Genomic DNA, 18,993 nt, shown 5'->3' on the forward strand with positions numbered 1-18,993 from the left:
GAGTCAGGGCACAACGTCTCAGATACCGCGCGCATACATGAGAATGCGTTGGAAGGAAAGCGAAACCGAAAAAGCTGGCCGGATCATGCTGAGGCAGGCCCTGACCCCTCGCAGCGTGATACAAGGCACAGGGGCCGCATGATAGTGCAATGCGTGCCATTGCCCCCCGTCCGGGAAATGGCCTGACAGAACCGGATCACTGCGCTAACCTCACTTTCATTGGGGGTGCGAATGAAAAGACGGCTTACGACAGTGCTGGCGGCTGACGTTGTCGGGTACTCGGCGCTTATGGATCAGGACCGGCAGGGTACACTTGCAGCGCTGAAATCGTTCCGTGACGACACGCTCACTGCCCTGCTGGAAACCCACAACGGCACATTGATCAAAAGCATGGGGGATGGCTGGATCGCCGAATTCCGGTCAACGTCCGACGCGTCGGATTTTGCGATTGCCCTGCAATCCTGCGACAAGCCCGAAGGGCTGCGGCTGCGCATCGGTATTCACACGGGTGAGGTCATCACGGAAGGCGAAGACATTTTCGGTGATGGCATCAATGTCGCTGCCCGGCTCGAAGCATTGGCCAAACCCGACCAGATCCTGATCTCGGACACGGCGCATCACAGCCTTGACCGGGGCGATGCGGCCCTGTTCGACGGCGGCGGGCAGGCCGAGCTGAAGAACATCACGCGCCGCGTTGGTGTCTGGTGCTGGCCAAAGGGTTCAACCGCCCATCTTGCTACACCCGCCGACACTCGTCCGGGGATCGCCGTTCTGCCCTTCGACAACATGTCCGGCGACCCCGAGCAAGAGTTCTTTGCCGACGGCATAACCGAAGACATCATCACGGAACTGTCGCGCTTTCGCTGGCTGATGGTCGTGGCCCGCAACTCGTCCTTCATTTTCAAGGGAAAAACGACGGATATCCGACAGGTCGGCCTGACGCTCGGGGTTCGGTATGTGCTGGAAGGGTCCGTCCGACGCGCGGGACAGCGTGTCCGGATCACCGGGCAGTTGATTGATGCGGAAAATGGCAGCCACCTGTGGGCCGATCGCTTTGACGGAGTGCTGGACGATATCTTCGACCTTCAGGACAAGGTCACGCAAGAGGTCGTCACAGCGATCGAGCCATCGCTGCGCCACGCCGAAACGAACCGGTCCCGCGCCAAGCCGACAGAAAATCTCGAAGCCTATGAACTCTACCTTCAGGCGCTGTCGCATTTTCATCTGCTGACAGATGACGCCAATCGCGAAGCCATCCGGCTGACAACGCTGGCGCTGGACCGCGACCCGGATTACGCCGCTGCCGCAGGGCTGCTGGCCTGGCTGCATATTCAGCGGCTTGTGCAGGGGCTTGATCCCATCGGCGAAGGGCCCAAGGCCGCCATCAGCGCGGCTGAACGCGTTCTCATGAGCGACCGCTCCGACGGCATTGCCATGGCTTATGCGGCGCATTCAATCTCGATGCTGGCCCGCGACCTGCCGCGTGCGCGTGCGGCGTTCAAACAGGCGCTGGCCGAAAACCCCAATGCTGCAAGTGTTCACATGCTCGCCTCCATCAACCTGTGCATGTTGAACCGACCGGATGAGGCTTTGGACCACGCAACACATGCCATTGAACTCAGCCCGAAAGACCCGATGCGTCATGCGGCACATATCGCCCGGGCAAGTGCACTGTTTCAGCTGTCCCGGTATGACGAGGCCGCCGCCGCAGCGCGTGACGCTCTGGCCGTTCGGTCCGGATTTGTCATGAGCCACCTGATGCTTATTGCCGCCTTGGGTCAAATGTCGGATGCCGCAGCGGCGCAGGCGGCGATAAGCGACCTGAAAGCATTGCGCCCGGATATCACCGCTTCCTCGGATCAGACCAGGCTGCCGATCTTTACCGTTCCGGCCTGTTCCGAAAGCTGGCGCGAAGGGTGGAAAAAGGCCGGTCTTCCCGAATAACGGCTGATCTACAGACACGCGTCCTGCTGCTGCCACGAAACGCCGCGCGCGCCCCGGCTGGCGGCGTCCGGGGGGGCGACTGGCTGTTCAAGTGTGATGTTCACCACAGAGAGAATTCAAAACTCGTCTATTGTGCAGGCTTATTGTGTCAAAGTTAAAGAAAGTAGGTTTACCCATGAAGCTCCATTCCGCCTCTGGCATTTCATTCAACCCTGATGTGTTCGACGAGTCATTCATCGAGATGCTCGACAAGCTCCCCGAGGACGCGGTGGAGGACATCGACCTTGATGCAGGCCCCAAGATGCCGCTGATGACAGCCCCCGCCGCCGAACCAAGCGCGGCGGACGTGGCCGCGATCATGGAAAGCGCATGGGAAGAGCTTTATGCCTCAGACGAAGGGGCCGATATCCGCGCGCTACCGGCCGACCAGCAGGCGCAGATCAAGGCACGGTTCCTGTCTCCCGACCCGATACCCGAGGCCGAAGCCGCCACGGTTCCCGTCGATGCCGCGCCGTTCTCGGTGCATGAAACTGCGGACAGCCTGATCCTGATGCAGGGGGACACGCCGCTTTTGGGGGCTCCGCTGGGCACCAGCAGGAAAAAGCGCAAGAAAGCTGCGCTGAACACCTTTATCGGGGCCGCCGCCAAGGCGTTTGCAGATATCATCACGATGGCCATGGCCGCGCTGGGGGTTTATCAGGCGCTCGGAACCAAGACAGTCACGCGGGCCGGGGCCGGGATTGCCGTCAAATGCAGCGGCCCGATCAGCCGCCACGCCGGTGCAATCGCCAAGGCCGGAACGGCGGGCAGCGATCTGGCCATGATGAAGGCAATGCTGGGCGTCGCCAAGGCGTCCGTCGGGTTCACCAAACTTGCGGGCATCGTCCTGACCGACATGAGCGGCCTGGAAAAAGCCGCTGCGATTGCCACCTGCGTCGGCGGCATGACACTGGCCGTCGCCTCGGCAAGCGGGTCGTTCTGGCTGTCGATGCTGGCGATGGTAACCGCGGTTGCGATGTTCGTGATCGACACCGCCTTGGCGGTCGATACCTACAAAAAGTGGCAGGCAATCTGACCAGAGACATCAAAAGCCATACCGAGCGGCGTCGCGGATGGGCACCGCGGTGCCGTCGCGGCTGTTTGCCTAAGTGCTCATGCTTCTGAGAACTCGTTGATAGAAGGCGCCGTCCGCATCCTCATCTGCACGACTTGCGACCCATTCCAAATCCAAATTCAGTGCCCCTACGGGAACGATCTTCCGCGCGATTTCGGGCGGAGTGGTTTTGTCAGTCCTTCCATTCTTCCAATCGTGAAAGGCTGATGAGTATCGAACAACCGCCCCGCTGGTCGGCAAATCGAGCAACCCGCCCTCGGCAAAGAACATCAACCCGTCACCCATTTCTTCCCCGATGAGTTTGAGCCTGTTTCCCAAACGATGTTTGAGGATGGCCACAAACACTATCGCCGCGGAAAACGTGAATTTATCAACAAGCACAACAACCTGCTTGCTTGCGATTTGCGAGATCGCGTCTATCAAAGGCATAGTCAGAAGAAAATCGCCGCCGGTGTTTCCGCGAACGTCAATCAAAAGCGTTCCGTTCGGACGGGCGCGCACGCGTTCCACCGCGGCTGAGACGGCTTTGTGCAGCGTTGTTTCGTTCGGAGCAAAAAAGCTCGGCAACGCTATTGATAGCCCAAGATCTTGCCAGTCCTTTATTTCCGCAAAAGTCTCAGGCACCCAGGTTGGATCATCCTTGCCGTGCTCATTTCTCGGGTAGAGCATCGATCCAGGAACAGTGTTTCCATTTGCCACTTTCAGATTGGTTATCTGCCCATTTTCGTCCTGCACACGGTACTCGGTCGTTCCACCGTTTGACGAAAAACCCAAACGTGCCAAGGCGTACGGCCAAGCCAAAAGAATCGGTCCGATGACTCGCTTCCTTTGGCATGTTCCCGCAAGAAACTGTTCCGCCTTTGCTTCAATCTGGCTCAAAGCTGCGCCGTTGACTGCAATCAGTTCTCCTCGCGGTGCGGTTATCTCTGGAAACGCGCCGACGAGTTGCACAGAACGCCCTACGCTCACGAACCTCAGCGGAAGCACTTTGATCGCATCGTTCGGGATCAGCCGTGTGTGCCCATTGTCGGGAAGTGCCAGTAGACGCATCGCGGACATCAAGAAGGCTTCGGTGGAGCCTTCCAAGGCGTATCGCCGGGTTTCACTAATGCAATTGTCTATCACCGCATATTCGATCTGCTGAAAGCTGGGATCGGTCGGCAAGACAGTTTCTAAAATTTGGTTTAGGTCTTCCGTGAGCGACATGCCTCACGATGCGCATGGCCGTTCGTCAATGTCCAGATTGGGCTCACCTTGCCAACCAAGATTGAGTTTACCACTGCAGCTTTGGTCGGTTGGAATACTTGACATTCGTCCACATAAGAAAACGCCCGCCAATTGGGCGGGCGTACAAATCTTACAAACCGGGGTTCAGAACCGGTACAAAACGTAACAATTACGTTTAGCGGCGGATGCCCAGCTTTTTGATCAGGTCCTGGTAGCGCGCCTCTTCCTTGCCCTTCAGGTAGTCCAGCAGCTTACGGCGCTGAGCAACCATTTTCAGCAGACCACGACGACCGTGGTTGTCTTTCTTGTGGGTCTTGAAGTGCTCGGTCAGGGTGTTGATGCGCGAGGTCAGGATAGCAACCTGAACTTCAGGCGAACCGGTGTCGCCTTCTTTGGTTGCGAATTCTTGCATGACGCGTGTTTTTTCAGCGGCAGTGATCGACATCGGGGTCTCCTTTTAAGGTTAGGGTTGATGGCGCAGGCCGGGATGTCGTCCAGCACAGGCCCATGGAGAAGACCGCACCGATTCCGATGCGGATGGGCGCGTATAAGCGCATTTGACCCAAATGGCAAAGGGTTTCTACGGGCTCAGGCCATCTGCCCGTATTGCGCCAACTGGGCTTCGGTGATCAGCTGAATGTCGGCCGCTGTCATCCCTTCGGCACCATATACCTGCGCAACTTCCTGGCCATCTATGAAAACCCTTGTCAGGTTGGCGTTTTCGGCGTCGACCTCAACCTCGATTGCCGGGTCGGTCTCATCCTCCCACGTCACCAGCAGCTTGTCTTCGCCGGGTTGAAAACCCATCACGGTCACCTGATCGTCGCCGGGGTTCAGCACGATATCATCGGCCCCGGCTCCGCCCGTCACCACGTCTTTGCCGCCTGCCAGAATGGTATCGTCACCCGCACCGCCGTTCAGGAAATCCCTTTCGGCGGCACCTTCTTCGATCCCGAAAACAAAGTCGTTTCCGTCCCCGCCAAAGACAGTATCCTCACCTTCGCCACCGTTCAGAACATCATCCCCGAACCCGCCCTGCAACGCATCATCCCCTGCGCCGCCGTCCAGCCTGTCGTCGCCCTGACCGCCAAACAGTTCGTCCTCACCCGCACCGCCATCCAGAGTGTCGTCACCAAAGTGACCGTAAAGGGCGTCATCCCCGTCATCTCCGAACAAAAGGTCGCCATCCGCCTCACCGTGCAGGATGTCATTTCCCTGCCCGCCCGATATTTCATCCGCCCCGTCGCCCCCGTGCAGAACGTCGTTGCCCTTGGCACCGTTTATCGTGTCGTCCCCGCCGTAGCCGTTGATCTGATCGACACCGTCCTGCCCGGTAATCACGTCCGAACCATCGCCACCGGCAATCACGAGATCGCCTTCACATTCCGAGATCACAGTCCCGGTGGAGGGTGCCTCGCCACTGTCCGGCGAAGGTTCGGTGTTAGCGTTTTCCGGGTCTTCGACACCTTCACCGATGACCAGAAACTCACCGGTATCAACCTCAGCCGATGGCTCACCTTCCGGGTTTTCATCCGGCGTGTCGTCCTCTTCGATCAGAAAATCGCTCATCGCGTAAGCAGCGCCGCCGATGGCGGCCAGTCCAAGCAATCCGGCCAGAAACATTGAACCCCTCCGAAAGCATGATGCTCCGAGGGTGGAATATCCCATGTCGCCCGTCACCAGGTCAAAGGTAAACCTTTGAAATGGTTAATCCTTTGTCACCAGACCTCAGGCTGACGCGTGTATGCGATATAAAGCGGATGTTTGGGATGACCGTCTTTGGTCAGGCCCAGATGGAACAGCGATTGGCCGGTGCCTCGCAACAAGGTTTCCACCGCAGGGCCACGCTCCAGATGCGCGCCATGCGTGCCCCAGGCCGCGATGACCTGATCGGCCCATTGCACGCCGTCCAGAATGGCCGCGTCATTATCGGGTCCGACCGGATCGGCGGCAGCCCGCATCTTGCGCGGGTCGGTGTCGCGCCAGGCAAAGATGTTCGTGACCTGAAACGCGCCGAACCCAAGCGCGCGTGCGCGCCGTTCACAGCGTTCCACCGTCGGGTCGTTCTGCACCTCGGTCGCGGTTGACGGGTTCAGCATCACAAACAGCGCCTTGCGCCCTTCAGGGTCCCAGATGCGGGTCAGGCTATATCGGTATTTCTCACAATCGGAATAGATGGCGGTCGAGGGCGCGTCGCCCTTGGTGTGGGAACGGGTGATCATGCCCTTCGCCTAACACGGCTCTCAGTCGACGAACACCCGGCTGGGGTGCAATTCACCGGATTTATAGATGCCAACGGCCACGGCCTTGCCGTCGAACGATGCCCAGGCCTCGTCGCCGTATTCAATGTCTGAGGCCAGCACCATGCCCGGATTGCCATTGCGCAGACGGGTTGCCCCCTCGGCGGTGCATTTCAGCTCGGGCAGGTCGGACAGGCCGGTTTCCAGTGGGTGCAGATATTCGTCCAGCGCGGTTGTTTTCGCCATTTCGTCAATCTGCTCGATGCTTAACCCGTCCTCGGCCTCGAAGGGGCCGGACCAGATGCGGCGCAGTTCCTTGACGTGGGCGTGACACCCCAGCGCCTCGCCCAGATCGCGGGCAATCGAGCGCACATAGCCGCCTTTGCCGCAGGTCATCTCCAGCACCACATGGTCTTCGTCGGGGCGGTCGACAAGGATCAGTTCCTCGACCCAGAGGGGGCGGGCGGTCAGCTCCACGTCCTCACCATCGCGGGCCAGTTTATAGGCGCGCTGGCCGTCGATCTTCACCGCCGAGAATTTGGGCGGCACCTGCATGATGTCACCCAGAAACCGGGTCAGCGCCTGCTTGATATCGTCATCCGAGGGGCGCGTATCGCTTTGCGCGATCACTTCGCCCTCGGCATCGTCCGTGTTGGTGGCCTGCCCCAGGCGCACAGTGAAGGTATAGGCTTTCAACGCATCGGTGATATAGGGAACGGTCTTGGTTGCCTCACCCAAGGCAATTGCCAGAACGCCGGTCGCCTCGGGATCCAGCGTCCCCGCATGGCCCGCCTTTTTGGCATCCATCGCCCAACGCACCTTGTTGACCACGGCGGTCGAGGTCATGCCCGCGGGCTTGTCCACCACCAGCCAGCCGGAAATGTCGCGACCCTTGCGTTTACGTCCCATCATGCACCTTGAATCTTGCTAAGGCGCGCGAGTTAGCGGATCACTCTGCCGCTGTCAATTTTCGGGCATTTCTTCGACCACGCCGACAATCGGCCCCAGCGAGAATCCGAGATCCGAGCGGTTGCTGGCCCGCTCATACATCCGCGAGATATTGCCGTCGAAAAACAGCGCGTTTGGTGTGCCAAGCACATCGCGGAACAGACGCCCGAATTCGTGGAAGGTGACATAATCTTCCGAGATCGCAAACACCGCTCGCGTACCGTCGGAACTGGTGCCGACCCCATTGCGAACATAAAGCGAGGTCGAATCGGGCAGGAAGCGCGGGTGCAGTTTTCCGTCGATCACCAGCATTGGACCGGATTGGGTAGCAAAGCGGCAGGTGGGGGCCTGATCCACGTAATCAAGCGTTTCAAACACATCCGCCCGGCCCTTGCGGATGCAGAACACGCCATTGGGCAGCAACCCGAAATTGCCGGGGCCGGGGTTGGCGATCACACGCATCTGTTCCTGCCCGTCCTCGACATAGTGGCCAACGGGTGAACGGTCGTCGTGATACATGCCCGCGTTCATTGCAAAAGCCAGCCGTTTGCCTTCCGGGGCCAGCACTTCGTTGACCGACGAAAAATGCCCCAATACCTGACCGTCTTTGCCGTTCAGAAACAGCCGCAGATCTTCATTGGCGGCATCGACGTTACAAACCGTATAACGTTTGTCCTCATGGGTCAGCTTTTCACAAGTGACCGCGCCTGCCTGCGCGGCCCAGAGAAGCGTCGCCAATGTGACAAACGTGCGGATCACTCGTCCAGATCGCGGCGCACCGCGTCCTGTTCGAACATACGGCGGGTGTCGTCCAGACGGTCAAACGTGTCATCCAGCCGAAAGCGCAAATCGGGCGCGAATTTCAGGCCGACTTTCTTGCCGACCATGCGCCGCAGCTCACCCTTGTTGCGGGCCAGCAGCTCGATTACGTCCTCCTGCCCTCGGCCGCCCAAGGGCAGCACATACGCGGTCGCGATCTTCAGATCGGGCGAAGTGCGCACCTCGCCTACGGTGATCGACAAGCGGTTCAGGTCGGGGTCGTGGACATCTCCGCGCGCCAGAACTTCGGACAGAGTGCGACGGATCAGTTCGCCGACACGCAGTTGCCGTTGGGACGGGCCGGGGCCATCGTGGAATTTATTCTTTGCCATGTCTTCGATCTAAGCCGAAAGCAGGGCTTTGCCAAGCGGGCGCGAACGGGGTAGGAGGCTTTGAGCCGACATTGCCGACCTGAACAAAAAGGACCAGCGCTATGACCCATATTCCGGGGATCGTCATTACAGGGGCTTCGGGCCGTATGGGGCAGATGCTGATCAAGACCGTGACGGACAGCGATCAGGCCCGTCTGGTCGGCGTGGTCGAACGCAAGGACCATGACTGGATCGGTCAGGACGTGGGCAAAGCGATGGGCGGCCCCGCGCTGGGCGTGACCGTGACCGACGACCCGTTGGAGGCGTTTGCACAGGCGCAGGCCGTAATCGACTTTACCGCGCCCGAAGCGACTCTGGAATTTGCCGCGCTGGCCGCGCAGGCGCGCTGTGTGCATGTGATCGGCACCACCGGCATGTCCGACGAACAGATCGCAGCTTTGGAACCCGCGTCGCGCCATGCGGTGATCGTTCGGGCCGGAAACATGAGCCTTGGCGTCAACCTTCTGGTGCAATTGACCAAAAAGGTCGCGGCCGCATTGGATGAGGATTTCGATATCGAGATCATCGAAGGTCACCACCATCACAAGGTCGATGCACCTTCGGGCACGGCGCTGATGCTGGGTGAGGCCGCAGCCGAAGGGCGCGGCGTCGAGTTGTCGGATGTGTCCGACCGGGGCCGGGACGGCATCACCGGCGCGCGCAAGCGCGGAGATATCGGCTTTCACGCTATTCGCGGCGGCGACATTGTCGGAGAGCATGATGTCCTGTTCGCCGCCCCCGGAGAACGCATCGTCCTGCGCCATCTGGCCACGGACCGCGCCATCTTTGCCCGCGGCGCGCTGAAGGCGGCCCTGTGGGGGCAGGGCAAGGCGCCGGGTCAGTATGACATGGTGGATGTGTTGGGGTTGTAGGCGCTGCTAAACATACGCGGTCAAATCAACTAATCGAATGAATGCGGTGCTCCAAAAAAGCACCGCAGCAACAAGCGGTGCTTTTCTTACAAGTCCCTGATCTTGTCGGCGCGCAGCGGGCAGGCGAGGTAGACGCCAAATTCCTGACCGATATCAGCGCTGACCCGAGCGTGCACCGCACCCTGCCGGTCGAGGAACCGCTGGTTGTTTTCAACCGGGAATATCCCCTCGTGCCAGATACCGGGATGGATATACAGCCCGCGCGAACCGTCGCACCAGAACGCCACCACCTTTTCCGGCGTCAGGTTGTCGCCGGACAACGCGGCAGGAATGATGAAGGGCTTGTTGTCGAGCGGCCAGAACATCTGCCCGCCATCCGGGTGATAGTTCATGTGCCACAGCAGCACCTGATCGCGGGGCGCTGTTTGGCGGCTTGTCTGCGCCTGCTGCGGATCGGTTGACCATCCCAGGACATAGTGGCCATTGACCGCTTCGTTCTCGCCGTAAAGCACGTCTCCCTTCCACTCACCGCGAAAGGTGCCTTCGACCCAGCCGCCTTCATCGCCTGTGCCTTCGTCGATCGGCCGCCACCCCTGCTGTGGCCAGCGGGTGATCTCGATCTCGAACTCTTCGGGATCATCGACCAGACATCCATAACCTTTGACCGAGGCGTCCGTTGCGCGGATCAGGGGAACCTCGTGCCAGGGCAACGAGGGTTTGGTGCTGGCTTCAAAGATATATTCCGGGGCGTTCATGCGGCCTCCATGTGCTTGTCGACCATACGCTGCACCATCGGCGCAAAATGTGCAAAGTCAGGGGTTTCCATATCCGCGCGTTTTCCGGCCTCATCCAGATAGCGGACCTGAATGATCTCTTTCAGGTTCGGGTTGGCTTCGAACGCGGCAACTTCTTGGGCGCTCATCGGGCCACCTTGCAGTTCCAACGTGTGAACCGATGCGGCGGACAAGCGATTGAAATATTCGGGCTTGGTGGCACACAGATACCGCTTGGCCGCCACGTGGTAGCGGCAGCAATCGGTGATGACCGAGGGGAAGAACTGCTCCAACACTTCGGCGCCTGCGTCCTCATGGTGGCGGTCTTCGGTGTCATCCGGATGGTAGGTGCCGAACTCGGATGTGAAATGGCCGATGTCGTGCAGCAATGCGCCGACGATGATTTCCTCGGGCATCCCGTTCTGCTCGGCAATGGTGGCGCCTTGCAGCATGTGCTGGGCCATGGTGACAGGCTCGCCCAGATATTCTTCACCGCCGCGGCGCGCAAAGATGTCACCGATGAAGGCAACGATATTGTCCCGGTTCAGGGTCGAGAAATCGGGTTTCATTCCGCTGCCTCCGGCTGCGCCAAGTCCATCGCCGCCAGTGTGGACAGCAACCCGTCCTTGTCGGCGTAACATCCCTGCAACCAGCGCGATCCGGCTCCGGAATAGCCAAGCCGCGCGTGCAGGACGCGGGTGTTGTCGACGATAAAACTTTCCCCCGGTTCCAGTTTGAAGGAAACGCCCATCGCCGGATCGTCGATGATATTCCCCAATTGGCGATAGGCGGCGTAATAAGCCTCCATCTTGTCAAACGGCACGTCTACGAAGGGGGCAGAAGAGCGGTTGTTGAAGCGGATGCCGATCAGCTCGCCATCCGGCGACAACTCGATCATCGGACGGCGTGACCGCAGGCAGACCCCGTCCGAGCCCTTGTATTCGAACCGCGCCGGATATCCTGCCAGCAGGGCAAAGCCTTCGGGGTTTGCGTCACGCAGTTTTTCGATAGCGCGGAAGCCATCAACAACGATGGAATCCCCGCCTTCAGCCGAGTTTTCCAGACAATAGAGGATTTGCAAGGTCGGCACCGGGTCGCGATAGGGGTTGTCGGTATGCGCCTGAAGGCCAAGCCCGGTATAGGCAAGGTTTGTCGGGTTCACCTCGGTCCGCACCTCGAAATAGGGGCCATAATTGGTTTCGCGGACATAGCCGAATAGGTCAGCGACCTTCAGCAGCGATTCAGGCTCGGTCGGGCCGCCAGTCAGCTTGGCAAAGCCGAACTCGGCCACAGCGGCCAGCCAATTGCGCTTGGCAGCCGGGTTGGCATGGACCTCGTTCCAATCGCCGCTGGGCGCGGCGATGCCACTCTCCCAGGTCGTGATGCCGGCGGCGATGCGACCCAGCGCAATGTCATGATCGCGGTCATAGCCGTTTTCGGCCAACCAGTCCGCCGGGAAGGTAACGGTTTTGCCCTCAGGCTGGAACGTGACTTGCAGGTCGCCCGCGACCACCTCGGCTGAACTGACCGAGATGTCGGCAGGAATATCGCCGATGGTGATCAGGCGCTGACCGTTGCCCGGTGCGCGGGTATCAGCGTCCAGCGCGTTGTCGCGCAGCCAGATGGCGTGGAAACGGGCCTTGGTCCCGGTATCAAACGCGACTGTAACAATCGAGGTGTCGTGGGTGGCGGTGCGCAGCATTGGGGGTCTCCTGTTCGGCGCGGGCTTTGGTTGAGCAGATACGCCGTTCGTGGCATTACGACAATTAATCCTTATTTCGGCTGAGGCTCGGAAAAACTAATGGCTAAGAATAAGACCGGATTACCGCCGCTGGATTGGTTGCGCGTGTTCGAAGCCGCCGGGCGGCTTGGCGGGTTCTCGGCCGCGGCGAAAGAGTTCGGGTTGACGCAGGCCGCTGTCAGCCAAAGGATCGGCAATCTTGAGGCGTGGCTGGGCCGGTCCCTGTTTGTGCGCGAGGCGCGCGGCGTGTCGCTGACGGTCGAAGGTGAAAGCTATCTGCCGCTCGTGCAGGACAGCCTGCTGGCGTTGGAACGCAACACCGAGGATCTGTTTGGAAAATCGCCACGCGAACTCAGGGTTGCCGGGTTGTCGTCAAACATTCACGCCCTTGTTGTACCAGCCCTGCCTGTGTTCCGAAATCTGCGCCCCGAGGTGCGGGTGATGACCGACTCGGTTGCGCGCCGGTCGTCGCTGGACGAGGAACGCACCTGGCTGCAAATCCGCTATGGCAGGGGGGTGTGGGCCGGGCGCGACGCGGTATTGATCGCGCGCGAGGTGCTGGTGCCGATGGCCGCGCCGGGTGTTGAATGGGGTGCCCCCCTGATCGATCTGCGCGGTGAACGTCCGGGCTGGCGCGAGTGGGTCCGGAAATGCGGGCATGGAGAAGTCGCGCCATCACATGTCAGTTTCGATTCGATGGAACACGCCGTTTCGGCGGCAAGGCGCGGAATGGGGATCGTTCTGGGCTCGGTTCCGCTGGCGTCCGGTGACCTAAAGGATGGCCGGTTGCGCAGGTTGGAGCTGCCAGAGCTGCAAACCAAGGACGGGTATTGGCTGTCATGGCCTGAAGATCGGGCGCAGTCCAGGAAACAGCGCGCCCTGATCGATGATTTTCTGAAGGCCCTGCGCGGTTGAGGGCCTAGAAATCGATGGCGATGCCTTTCTTTTCCCAATCGCCGTAACGGGCGGGGTCCAACCCATCGCGTCCGCCCAGTTCCTTGGGCATTTCTCTGGCCTCGGCCCGGGCTTTTTGGCGGCGTTCTTCCGCTTCAGCCAGCGCGCGTTGGGCGGCGGGGGGCAGGTCTTTGCGGTCGTCACTCATGACATCGGGTTCCTTTCCGTGCATAGCCTTGATATACGCCCGCGTCCGCCAATGGCAATGCGGGCACAGGTCACATGAAGGCGGCACCATGACAAACAGCGCGACAGCAGCACGGCGCAGCGCAATCTATCTATTGGATCAGGTTCTGGGCGAAGGCCGCCTGTTGTCTGAATGCTTCGCTGCGGGCGCTTTGGATCGGTTGGGGCCAGAGGATCGCGCGCGTGCCCAGCGGCTGGCGTCGGAAACCCTGCGCGGGCTGGAGCGCGCCGACCGTCTGCTGGACAACCACCTGAACCGAACACCCGCCCTGACCGTACACAACGCGCTGAGGCTGGGTGCGGTCGAACTGTGCAACGGGGAAGCCGCGCATGGGGTGGTGAACTCCATGGTTGAAATCATCAGCCGCTCGCGCAAGCACGGGCGTCTGAAAGGGCTGGTGAATGCTGTTTTGCGCAAGGTCGCGTCCGAGGGTCCCGAGGCATGGCCGAAAATGCGTGTCCCGCGCCTGCCGGAGTGGTTGCGAGAACCTCTGATCGCGGCCTGGGGTGCCGAAGCGGTTGCCGGTATGGAACAGGCGCATTTCGCGGGCGCACCACTGGACCTTACACTGAAGCCGGGGGCAGAAGGCCCCCCGGGCGAAAAGCTGCCCACCGGGTCTGTGCGTATTCAGGATGCGGGTCAGGTCTCGGCCTTGCCGGGGTACAAGGCTGGGGATTGGTGGGTGCAGGACGCGGCAGCCGCGCTGCCGGTACGTGTTCTGGCACCGATGGCGGGCGAGAAGGTGTTGGACCTTTGCGCGGCTCCGGGCGGCAAAACGATGCAACTGGCTGCGGCGGGGGCCGATGTGACGGCGCTGGATGTATCCGCGGCGCGCACCGAACGCGTGCGCGAAAACCTCGCCCGGACCGGGTTGCAGGCAGAGGTCATCGTGGGTGACGCGCTGGACCATCAGGGTCAGTACGACGCAATTTTGCTGGACGCACCCTGCTCGGCTACGGGTACGATCCGCAGGCATCCTGACTTGCCTTTTGCCAAGGATGGCTCGGAATTTGGCGGACTGATCGATTTGCAGGCGCAGATGCTGGCCCATGCGTGGACGCTGCTGAGACCCGGCGGGCGGCTGGTCTATTGCACCTGTTCGCTTTTGCCGGATGAGGGCGAGGTTCAGATCGAAGACGCGCTGGGCATGTATCCGGACATGCATGTTGATCGCGAGGCACTGAAGCTCTCCGGCATCGAAGACAACTGGATCACTGAGGAAGGCGGCCTGCGTCTGCGGCCCGATTACTGGCCCGATCGCGGGGGTATGGACGGGTTCTATATCGCCTGCCTGAACAAATCCGCCTGAGTGCACGCTTTTCGATGACTTGACGATCGGCGCGGTCTATCGTTGGGTCTCAAGCGCCAGCAGAGCGCAAGGGGCAGAGTAACACGCGCATGTCAAATTCGGACACCATGGCCAGTCGGTGGATGCGGTTGCAGAACCGTTTCTACGCGCGTCTCAGCCAACGGCAAAAGGCCGCCACGGGGTTTGTTGCGCAGCCCCAGCCGCGTACCGTTGGTTCGTTTGCGCGCGGGCGGCAGCTGGTTGCGGGGAATCTCTTGTTCGCCGGCTATCTGGTCGAGGCAGACGATACCGCGTTGTGGGATGTCATTGCCCCCAGCGCCGGCTTTGACGAGGAACGCCATGGTTTTGCATGGCTGGATGATCTGGCCGCTGTCGGTGATATGCGCGCACGGGAAAAAGCGCAGCGCTGGGTCTGGGGCTGGATCGAGACGCATGGCCGCGGGCAGGGCCCGGGCTGGGTGCCTGACCTGACCGGGCGGCGGGTGATGCGCTGGATCAACCATGCGCTTTTTCTGCTGCGCGGGGCAGATGAAAAGCAAAGCAAACTGTTCTTTCGATCTTTGGCGCAGCAAACATGGTTCCTGTCCAAACGCTGGCAGGCCGCGACGCCCGGGTTGCCGCGTTTCGAGGCGCTGGCCGGTCTTGTGCAAGCCGGATTGGCGCTGGAGGGGTTGGAGCAGATGGCCGATCCGGCCCTGCGGGCTTTGGCTGGTGAGTGTGACCGGCAGGTGGATGCGAAGGGCGGTATTCCAACACGCAACCCGGAAGAGCTGCTTGAGGTGTTCATGCTGCTCAGCTGGACGTCGGCGGCGCTGAGCGATCTTGGACGCGGCACACCTGTCGCGCAGGCCAAGGCGATCAAGCGGATCGCACCGACCTTGCGCAGTCTGCGCCATGCGGATGGCGCGCTGGCGCGGTTTCACGGTGGCGGGCGCGGGGTCGAAGGGCGGCTGGAACAGGCGCTTGCGCAAAGTGGCGTCAAGCACAAGGCGGCGACCGAACTGCCAATGGGCTATGCCCGCCTGGCCGCAGCACGCACCACGGTGATCGTGGATGCCAGCGCGCCGCCCTCCGGAGCGGCCTCATTCAACGCGCACGCATCCACGCTGGCGTTCGAGCTGACCTCGGGGCGTCGCCCTTTGATCGTGAATTGTGGATCGGGTGCCAGTTTCGGGCTGGATTGGCGCCGTGCCGGGCGTGCGACCCCATCTCACTCAACCTTGTGTCTGGACGGGTTCTCGAGCGCGCGGTTGGCCAACCCGTTGCCGGGCCGCGAAAGTCAGGCGCTGGTCGATGCGCCGCGGGACGTTCCGGTCGATTTTGAAGATGCGTTCGAAGGCATCCGTTTCATGGCCGGGCATGACGGATATGTCAAAGTCTTCGGGCTGACCCACGCGCGCACATTCGAATTGCGCTTTGACGGGCGTGAGCTGACGGTCGAGGATATTCTGCTGACCGCAACCGACAAGGCCAAGCGTCAGTTCGACAGGGCGTTGGACGCCTCGGGCCTCAAGGGCGTTGGCTATGACATCCGTTTTCATCTGCATCCTGACGTTGATGCGGCGCTGGATCTGGGCGGGGCGGCAGTGTCGATGGCGCTCAAAAGCGGCGAGATCTGGGTTTTCCGCCATGATGGCGTGGGAAAATTATCTGTCGAACCAAGTGTTTACCTTGAAAAGGGCCGTTTAAAGCCACGCGCGACAAAACAGATCGTTCTATCTGGCCGCGCAATGGAGTATGCGACGCGCATCCGGTGGACGCTGAGCAAGGCGCAGGATACAGCCTTTGCCGTGCGCGATACGCACCGGGACGAGCCCAAGTTTGACTGACGCCAAAAGGACCTTTGGACCCATGACCGACCTTCATCCCGTGCGCCGCGCGTTGCTTTCCGTTTCCGACAAGACCGGGCTGATCGAGCTGGGCAAGGAGCTGTCCGAACGCGGGATCGAACTGTTGTCGACAGGCGGCACCGCCAAGGCGCTGCGCGATGCAGGGCTTGAGGTTCGCGATGTCAGCGAAATCACCGGGTTCCCCGAGATGATGGATGGCCGGGTCAAGACGCTGCACCCGATGGTGCATGGCGGGTTGCTGGCGCTGCGCGACAATGACACCCATGTTGCGGCGATGGAGGAACATGGCATCGGCGCCATCGACCTGCTGGTCGTAAACCTCTACCCGTTCGAGGCAACAGTCGCCAAGGGCGCGGGCTATGACGAATGTATCGAGAATATCGACATCGGCGGCCCGGCGATGATCCGCGCGGCCTCAAAAAACCATGCCTTCGTGAACGTGGTGGTGGATGTCGAGGATTATTCGTCCCTGCTGGATCAGCTGGAAGAAAACTATGGCAAGACATCCTATGGCTTCCGCCAGTGGCTGGCGCAAAAGGCCTATGCACGAACAGCGGCCTATGACGCCGCTGTTTCGAACTGGATGGCGGATGCGCTGCAACTGGACGCTCCCAAGCGCCGCGCGTTTGCCGGTGAGTTGAAGCAGACCCTGCGGTATGGCGAAAACAGCCACCAGCAGGCAGCGTTCTACACGGACGGCACCAACCGCCCCGGCGTCGCCACCGCCGTACAGCATCAGGGCAAGGAACTGAGCTATAACAACATCAACGACACGGACGCGGCCTTTGAGCTGGTGGCCGAGTTTGATCCGGCGAAAGGCGCGGCTTGCGCCATCATCAAACACGCCAATCCTTGCGGTGTAGCCACAGGTGCCACCCTTCTCGAGGCGTACAAGGCGGCATTTGACTGCGACCGCACCTCGGCCTTTGGTGGCATTGTTGCGCTGAACCAGCCGTTGGATGCAGAAACAGCGCAAGAGATCACGGGCATCTTCACCGAGGTTGTGATTGCCCCCGGTGCCTCGGACGAGGCCAAGGCGATCTTTGCCGCCAAGAAAAACCTGCGCCTGCTGACGACCGAGGCGCTGCCGGATGTAACCGAAGGTGGCAAAACCGTCCGTCAGGTGGCTGGCGGGCTGTTGGTGCAGGATAAGGATAACGGCTTTATCGGCATGGACGACCTCAAGGTCGTGACCAAGAAAGCCCCGACTGACGCGCAGATGCGAGACCTGTTGTTCGCGTGGAAAGTGGCCAAACACGTCAAATCCAACGCCATCGTCTACGTCAAGGATGGCGCGACCGTGGGTGTTGGCGCGGGGCAGATGAGCCGAGTGGATTCGGCCCTGATCGCGGCCAAGAAAGCCGAACGCATGGCTGAAACGCTGGGCTTGCCGCAGCCGCTGACCATCGGTTCGGCCGTGGCATCGGATGCGTTTTTCCCCTTCCCCGACGGGTTGATGGAAGCCGCCGAAGCGGGCGCGACCTGCGTCATTCAGCCGGGCGGGTCCATGCGCGACGATGAAGTGATCGCCGCAGCCGATGAGGCCGGACTGGCGATGGTCTTCACCGGTATGCGTCATTTCCGTCACTGATGCGGTCACGCCTGCTTCTCTGGGCAGCCTTGGCCGCCTTTGCGATCGACCAGATCAGCAAATATCTGGTCGTTCACGTCCTGCGCGTGGCTGAACGGCCCGACGGTATCGATGTTCTGCCACCGCTGCTGGTGTTCAAATACGGCGAGAATCGAGGCATTAATTTCGGCCTGTTTCAGGGCGACTCTGAGGCCGCACGCTGGTTTCTGATCAGTGTGTCCGTTGTGATCTGCATCGGTGTTCTTGTCTGGCTTGGTCGTTCGACGCGTTCGAAATTCATGTTGCTCTGTGGCGGCCTTCTGATCGGCGGAGCGCTTGCGAATGTGATCGACCGGCTCCTCTATGGGTTTGTTCTGGATTTCCTGAACATGTCCTGCTGTGGCATCAACAACCCGTTTGTGTTCAACTTGGCGGATGTGTTCATATTCGCCGGAGCGCTGGGGCTGGTTTTGTTTGACGGCAAAAAGCCCTCGTGACGCGCGGAATGATTTGCGATAAAAGCGCCTGAAACAGGCTGGAGACACCAATGCGGATGCCACGCGCCATATTTGTTCTGACAGTTGCCGCTGCGGTCGCGGCATGTTCGAATCCCGGACTGCGGGATCTGGCGCCTCCGGGACAGGGTCCGGATGAATTTTCGGTATTGCCAGTCAAGCCGCTGACCCAGCCTCAGGATTACGCGTTTCTGCCGGCACCCACGCCGGGTGGTGGGAATCTGACAGACCCGACCCCCAAAGCCGATTTGGTGGTCGCGCTGGGTGGTAATGCCGCCGCCCTGAACCCCAACGCTGGTGTGCCGTCGTCGGATGCGGCGCTTGTGACGGCGTCCAGCCGTTATGGCGTGTCACCTGATACGCGGCAGGTGGTCGAAGCCGAGGACGCCGCATTCCGCAAACGCCGGGGCCGCTGGACCGGTCTGCGCCTGTTCCCTGTCGACCGCTATAATCAGGTCTACGAACGCCAGTCGATCGATCCGTATTCGGAAACCGAAGCCGCCCGCCGGGCCGGGGTCGAGACTCCAACCTCGCCGCCGAATGAATAATTCTTAACTTT

20 protein-coding genes are annotated in these 18,993 nt (G+C 60.7%); 9 read left to right on the forward strand and 11 right to left on the reverse strand.

Going from position 1 to position 18,993, the window contains the following annotated elements:
- Positions 1–231 precede the first annotated feature (231 nt).
- Both ACR0JI_RS06490 and ACR0JI_RS06495 read left to right on the forward strand, forming a co-directional pair.
- A complete protein-coding gene (locus ACR0JI_RS06490) occupies positions 232–1,944 on the forward strand; it encodes an adenylate/guanylate cyclase domain-containing protein (protein ID WP_480493946.1) in 1,713 nt (570 codons plus the stop codon).
- A gap of 175 nt (positions 1,945–2,119) precedes the next feature.
- Positions 2,120–3,019, forward strand: a complete 900-nt coding sequence (locus ACR0JI_RS06495) for a hypothetical protein (protein WP_480493945.1) — start codon at positions 2,120–2,122, stop codon at positions 3,017–3,019.
- A 69-nt stretch (positions 3,020–3,088) separates the two neighbouring features.
- On the opposite strand, the gene ACR0JI_RS06500 is transcribed toward ACR0JI_RS06495, so the two are convergent.
- The 7 genes from ACR0JI_RS06500 to rbfA form a co-directional block, all read right to left on the reverse strand.
- On the reverse strand, positions 3,089–4,264 hold the full coding sequence (locus ACR0JI_RS06500) for a S41 family peptidase (protein ID WP_480474256.1): 1,176 nt from the start codon (positions 4,262–4,264) through the stop codon (positions 3,089–3,091).
- Positions 4,265–4,460: 196 nt separating this feature from the next.
- Positions 4,461–4,730: a 30S ribosomal protein S15 gene (gene rpsO / locus ACR0JI_RS06505; RefSeq protein ID WP_480474255.1), complete on the reverse strand. Its 270-nt coding sequence runs from the start codon at positions 4,728–4,730 to the stop codon at positions 4,461–4,463.
- Between the two features lie 143 nt (positions 4,731–4,873).
- Positions 4,874–5,908 carry a calcium-binding protein gene (locus ACR0JI_RS06510; RefSeq protein ID WP_480474253.1) on the reverse strand — a complete coding sequence of 345 codons (1,035 nt, stop codon included), beginning with the start codon at positions 5,906–5,908 and terminating at the stop codon, positions 4,874–4,876.
- Positions 5,909–6,003: 95 nt separating this feature from the next.
- Positions 6,004–6,507 (reverse strand): DUF1643 domain-containing protein, encoded by a 504-nt coding sequence (locus tag ACR0JI_RS06515; protein ID WP_480493944.1) that lies wholly within the window; start codon positions 6,505–6,507, stop codon positions 6,004–6,006.
- A gap of 21 nt (positions 6,508–6,528) precedes the next feature.
- Positions 6,529–7,434 carry a tRNA pseudouridine(55) synthase TruB gene (truB, locus tag ACR0JI_RS06520; RefSeq protein WP_480494047.1) on the reverse strand — a complete coding sequence of 302 codons (906 nt, stop codon included), beginning with the start codon at positions 7,432–7,434 and terminating at the stop codon, positions 6,529–6,531.
- 54 nt (positions 7,435–7,488) lie between these two features.
- The gene (locus ACR0JI_RS06525) at positions 7,489–8,232 is read right to left on the reverse strand and encodes a phosphodiester glycosidase family protein (protein WP_480493943.1); all 744 of its coding nucleotides are present in this window, start codon (positions 8,230–8,232) and stop codon (positions 7,489–7,491) included.
- On the reverse strand, positions 8,229–8,624 hold the full coding sequence (rbfA, locus tag ACR0JI_RS06530; RefSeq protein ID WP_480474247.1) for a 30S ribosome-binding factor RbfA: 396 nt from the start codon (positions 8,622–8,624) through the stop codon (positions 8,229–8,231). The genes ACR0JI_RS06525 and rbfA overlap by 4 nt, the downstream gene beginning before the upstream one ends.
- A 101-nt stretch (positions 8,625–8,725) precedes the next feature.
- Between rbfA and dapB the strand changes: the two genes are divergently transcribed.
- Positions 8,726–9,535: a 4-hydroxy-tetrahydrodipicolinate reductase gene (gene dapB / locus ACR0JI_RS06535; protein WP_480493942.1), complete on the forward strand. Its 810-nt coding sequence runs from the start codon at positions 8,726–8,728 to the stop codon at positions 9,533–9,535.
- Between the two features lie 86 nt (positions 9,536–9,621).
- On the opposite strand, the gene ACR0JI_RS06540 is transcribed toward dapB, so the two are convergent.
- Genes ACR0JI_RS06540 through tmpA form a run of 3 tightly spaced genes read right to left on the reverse strand, consistent with a single transcriptional unit; the run spans position 9,622 to position 12,010 of the window.
- Positions 9,622–10,290, reverse strand: coding sequence for an ureidoglycolate lyase (locus ACR0JI_RS06540; RefSeq protein ID WP_480493941.1), 669 nt, complete (start codon positions 10,288–10,290; stop codon positions 9,622–9,624).
- A complete protein-coding gene (gene tmpB / locus ACR0JI_RS06545) occupies positions 10,287–10,877 on the reverse strand; it encodes a (R)-1-hydroxy-2-trimethylaminoethylphosphonate oxygenase (RefSeq protein WP_480493940.1) in 591 nt (196 codons plus the stop codon). The genes ACR0JI_RS06540 and tmpB overlap by 4 nt, the downstream gene beginning before the upstream one ends.
- Complete coding sequence (gene tmpA, locus ACR0JI_RS06550) at positions 10,874–12,010, reverse strand: 2-trimethylaminoethylphosphonate dioxygenase (RefSeq protein WP_480474241.1); 1,137 nt, start codon at positions 12,008–12,010, stop codon at positions 10,874–10,876. Before tmpA ends, tmpB begins: the two co-directional genes overlap by 4 nt.
- Positions 12,011–12,109: 99 nt before the next feature.
- Here tmpA and ACR0JI_RS06555 point away from each other — a divergent pair, with 99 nt between their 5' ends.
- On the forward strand, positions 12,110–12,964 hold the full coding sequence (locus ACR0JI_RS06555; protein ID WP_480493939.1) for a LysR family transcriptional regulator: 855 nt from the start codon (positions 12,110–12,112) through the stop codon (positions 12,962–12,964).
- A 4-nt stretch (positions 12,965–12,968) separates the two neighbouring features.
- On the opposite strand, the gene ACR0JI_RS06560 is transcribed toward ACR0JI_RS06555, so the two are convergent.
- Entirely contained in the window at positions 12,969–13,151 is a 183-nt protein-coding gene (locus tag ACR0JI_RS06560) for a DUF1674 domain-containing protein (protein ID WP_480474237.1), read from the reverse strand.
- Between the two features lie 88 nt (positions 13,152–13,239).
- On the opposite strand from ACR0JI_RS06560, the gene ACR0JI_RS06565 reads away from it, so the two are divergent.
- The 5 genes from ACR0JI_RS06565 (at position 13,240) to ACR0JI_RS06585 (ending at position 18,982) form a co-directional block, all read left to right on the forward strand.
- Positions 13,240–14,499, forward strand: a complete 1,260-nt coding sequence (locus ACR0JI_RS06565) for an RsmB/NOP family class I SAM-dependent RNA methyltransferase (protein WP_480493938.1) — start codon at positions 13,240–13,242, stop codon at positions 14,497–14,499.
- A gap of 89 nt (positions 14,500–14,588) precedes the next feature.
- Positions 14,589–16,328: a heparinase II/III family protein gene (locus ACR0JI_RS06570; protein ID WP_480493937.1), complete on the forward strand. Its 1,740-nt coding sequence runs from the start codon at positions 14,589–14,591 to the stop codon at positions 16,326–16,328.
- Between the two features lie 22 nt (positions 16,329–16,350).
- A complete protein-coding gene (gene purH / locus ACR0JI_RS06575; RefSeq protein ID WP_480474234.1) occupies positions 16,351–17,940 on the forward strand; it encodes a bifunctional phosphoribosylaminoimidazolecarboxamide formyltransferase/IMP cyclohydrolase in 1,590 nt (529 codons plus the stop codon).
- The gene (gene lspA / locus ACR0JI_RS06580) at positions 17,940–18,416 is read left to right on the forward strand and encodes a signal peptidase II (protein ID WP_480474233.1); all 477 of its coding nucleotides are present in this window, start codon (positions 17,940–17,942) and stop codon (positions 18,414–18,416) included. The genes purH and lspA overlap by 1 nt, the downstream gene beginning before the upstream one ends.
- 50 nt (positions 18,417–18,466) lie before the next feature.
- The gene (locus tag ACR0JI_RS06585) at positions 18,467–18,982 is read left to right on the forward strand and encodes a DUF3035 domain-containing protein (protein ID WP_480474232.1); all 516 of its coding nucleotides are present in this window, start codon (positions 18,467–18,469) and stop codon (positions 18,980–18,982) included.
- The last annotated feature ends 11 nt before the right edge of the window (positions 18,983–18,993 follow it).

This window comes from Ruegeria sp. N10 (genome assembly GCF_056531545.1).

Coding starts and splice junctions, on each gene's coding strand:
- ACR0JI_RS06490 (WP_480493946.1), top strand. CDS start 232: ATGAAAAGACGGCTTACGACAGTGCTGGCGGCTGACGTTGTCGGGTAC.
- ACR0JI_RS06495 (WP_480493945.1), top strand. CDS start 2,120: ATGAAGCTCCATTCCGCCTCTGGCATTTCATTCAACCCTGATGTGTTC.
- ACR0JI_RS06500 (WP_480474256.1), bottom strand. CDS start 4,264: ATGTCGCTCACGGAAGACCTAAACCAAATTTTAGAAACTGTCTTGCCG.
- rpsO (WP_480474255.1), bottom strand. CDS start 4,730: ATGTCGATCACTGCCGCTGAAAAAACACGCGTCATGCAAGAATTCGCA.
- ACR0JI_RS06510 (WP_480474253.1), bottom strand. CDS start 5,908: ATGTTTCTGGCCGGATTGCTTGGACTGGCCGCCATCGGCGGCGCTGCT.
- ACR0JI_RS06515 (WP_480493944.1), bottom strand. CDS start 6,507: ATGATCACCCGTTCCCACACCAAGGGCGACGCGCCCTCGACCGCCATC.
- truB (WP_480494047.1), bottom strand. CDS start 7,434: ATGGGACGTAAACGCAAGGGTCGCGACATTTCCGGCTGGCTGGTGGTG.
- rbfA (WP_480474247.1), bottom strand. CDS start 8,624: ATGGCAAAGAATAAATTCCACGATGGCCCCGGCCCGTCCCAACGGCAA.
- dapB (WP_480493942.1), top strand. CDS start 8,726: ATGACCCATATTCCGGGGATCGTCATTACAGGGGCTTCGGGCCGTATG.
- ACR0JI_RS06540 (WP_480493941.1), bottom strand. CDS start 10,290: ATGAACGCCCCGGAATATATCTTTGAAGCCAGCACCAAACCCTCGTTG.
- tmpB (WP_480493940.1), bottom strand. CDS start 10,877: ATGAAACCCGATTTCTCGACCCTGAACCGGGACAATATCGTTGCCTTC.
- tmpA (WP_480474241.1), bottom strand. CDS start 12,010: ATGCTGCGCACCGCCACCCACGACACCTCGATTGTTACAGTCGCGTTT.
- ACR0JI_RS06555 (WP_480493939.1), top strand. CDS start 12,110: ATGGCTAAGAATAAGACCGGATTACCGCCGCTGGATTGGTTGCGCGTG.
- ACR0JI_RS06560 (WP_480474237.1), bottom strand. CDS start 13,151: ATGAGTGACGACCGCAAAGACCTGCCCCCCGCCGCCCAACGCGCGCTG.
- ACR0JI_RS06565 (WP_480493938.1), top strand. CDS start 13,240: ATGACAAACAGCGCGACAGCAGCACGGCGCAGCGCAATCTATCTATTG.
- ACR0JI_RS06570 (WP_480493937.1), top strand. CDS start 14,589: ATGTCAAATTCGGACACCATGGCCAGTCGGTGGATGCGGTTGCAGAAC.
- purH (WP_480474234.1), top strand. CDS start 16,351: ATGACCGACCTTCATCCCGTGCGCCGCGCGTTGCTTTCCGTTTCCGAC.
- lspA (WP_480474233.1), top strand. CDS start 17,940: ATGCGGTCACGCCTGCTTCTCTGGGCAGCCTTGGCCGCCTTTGCGATC.
- ACR0JI_RS06585 (WP_480474232.1), top strand. CDS start 18,467: ATGCGGATGCCACGCGCCATATTTGTTCTGACAGTTGCCGCTGCGGTC.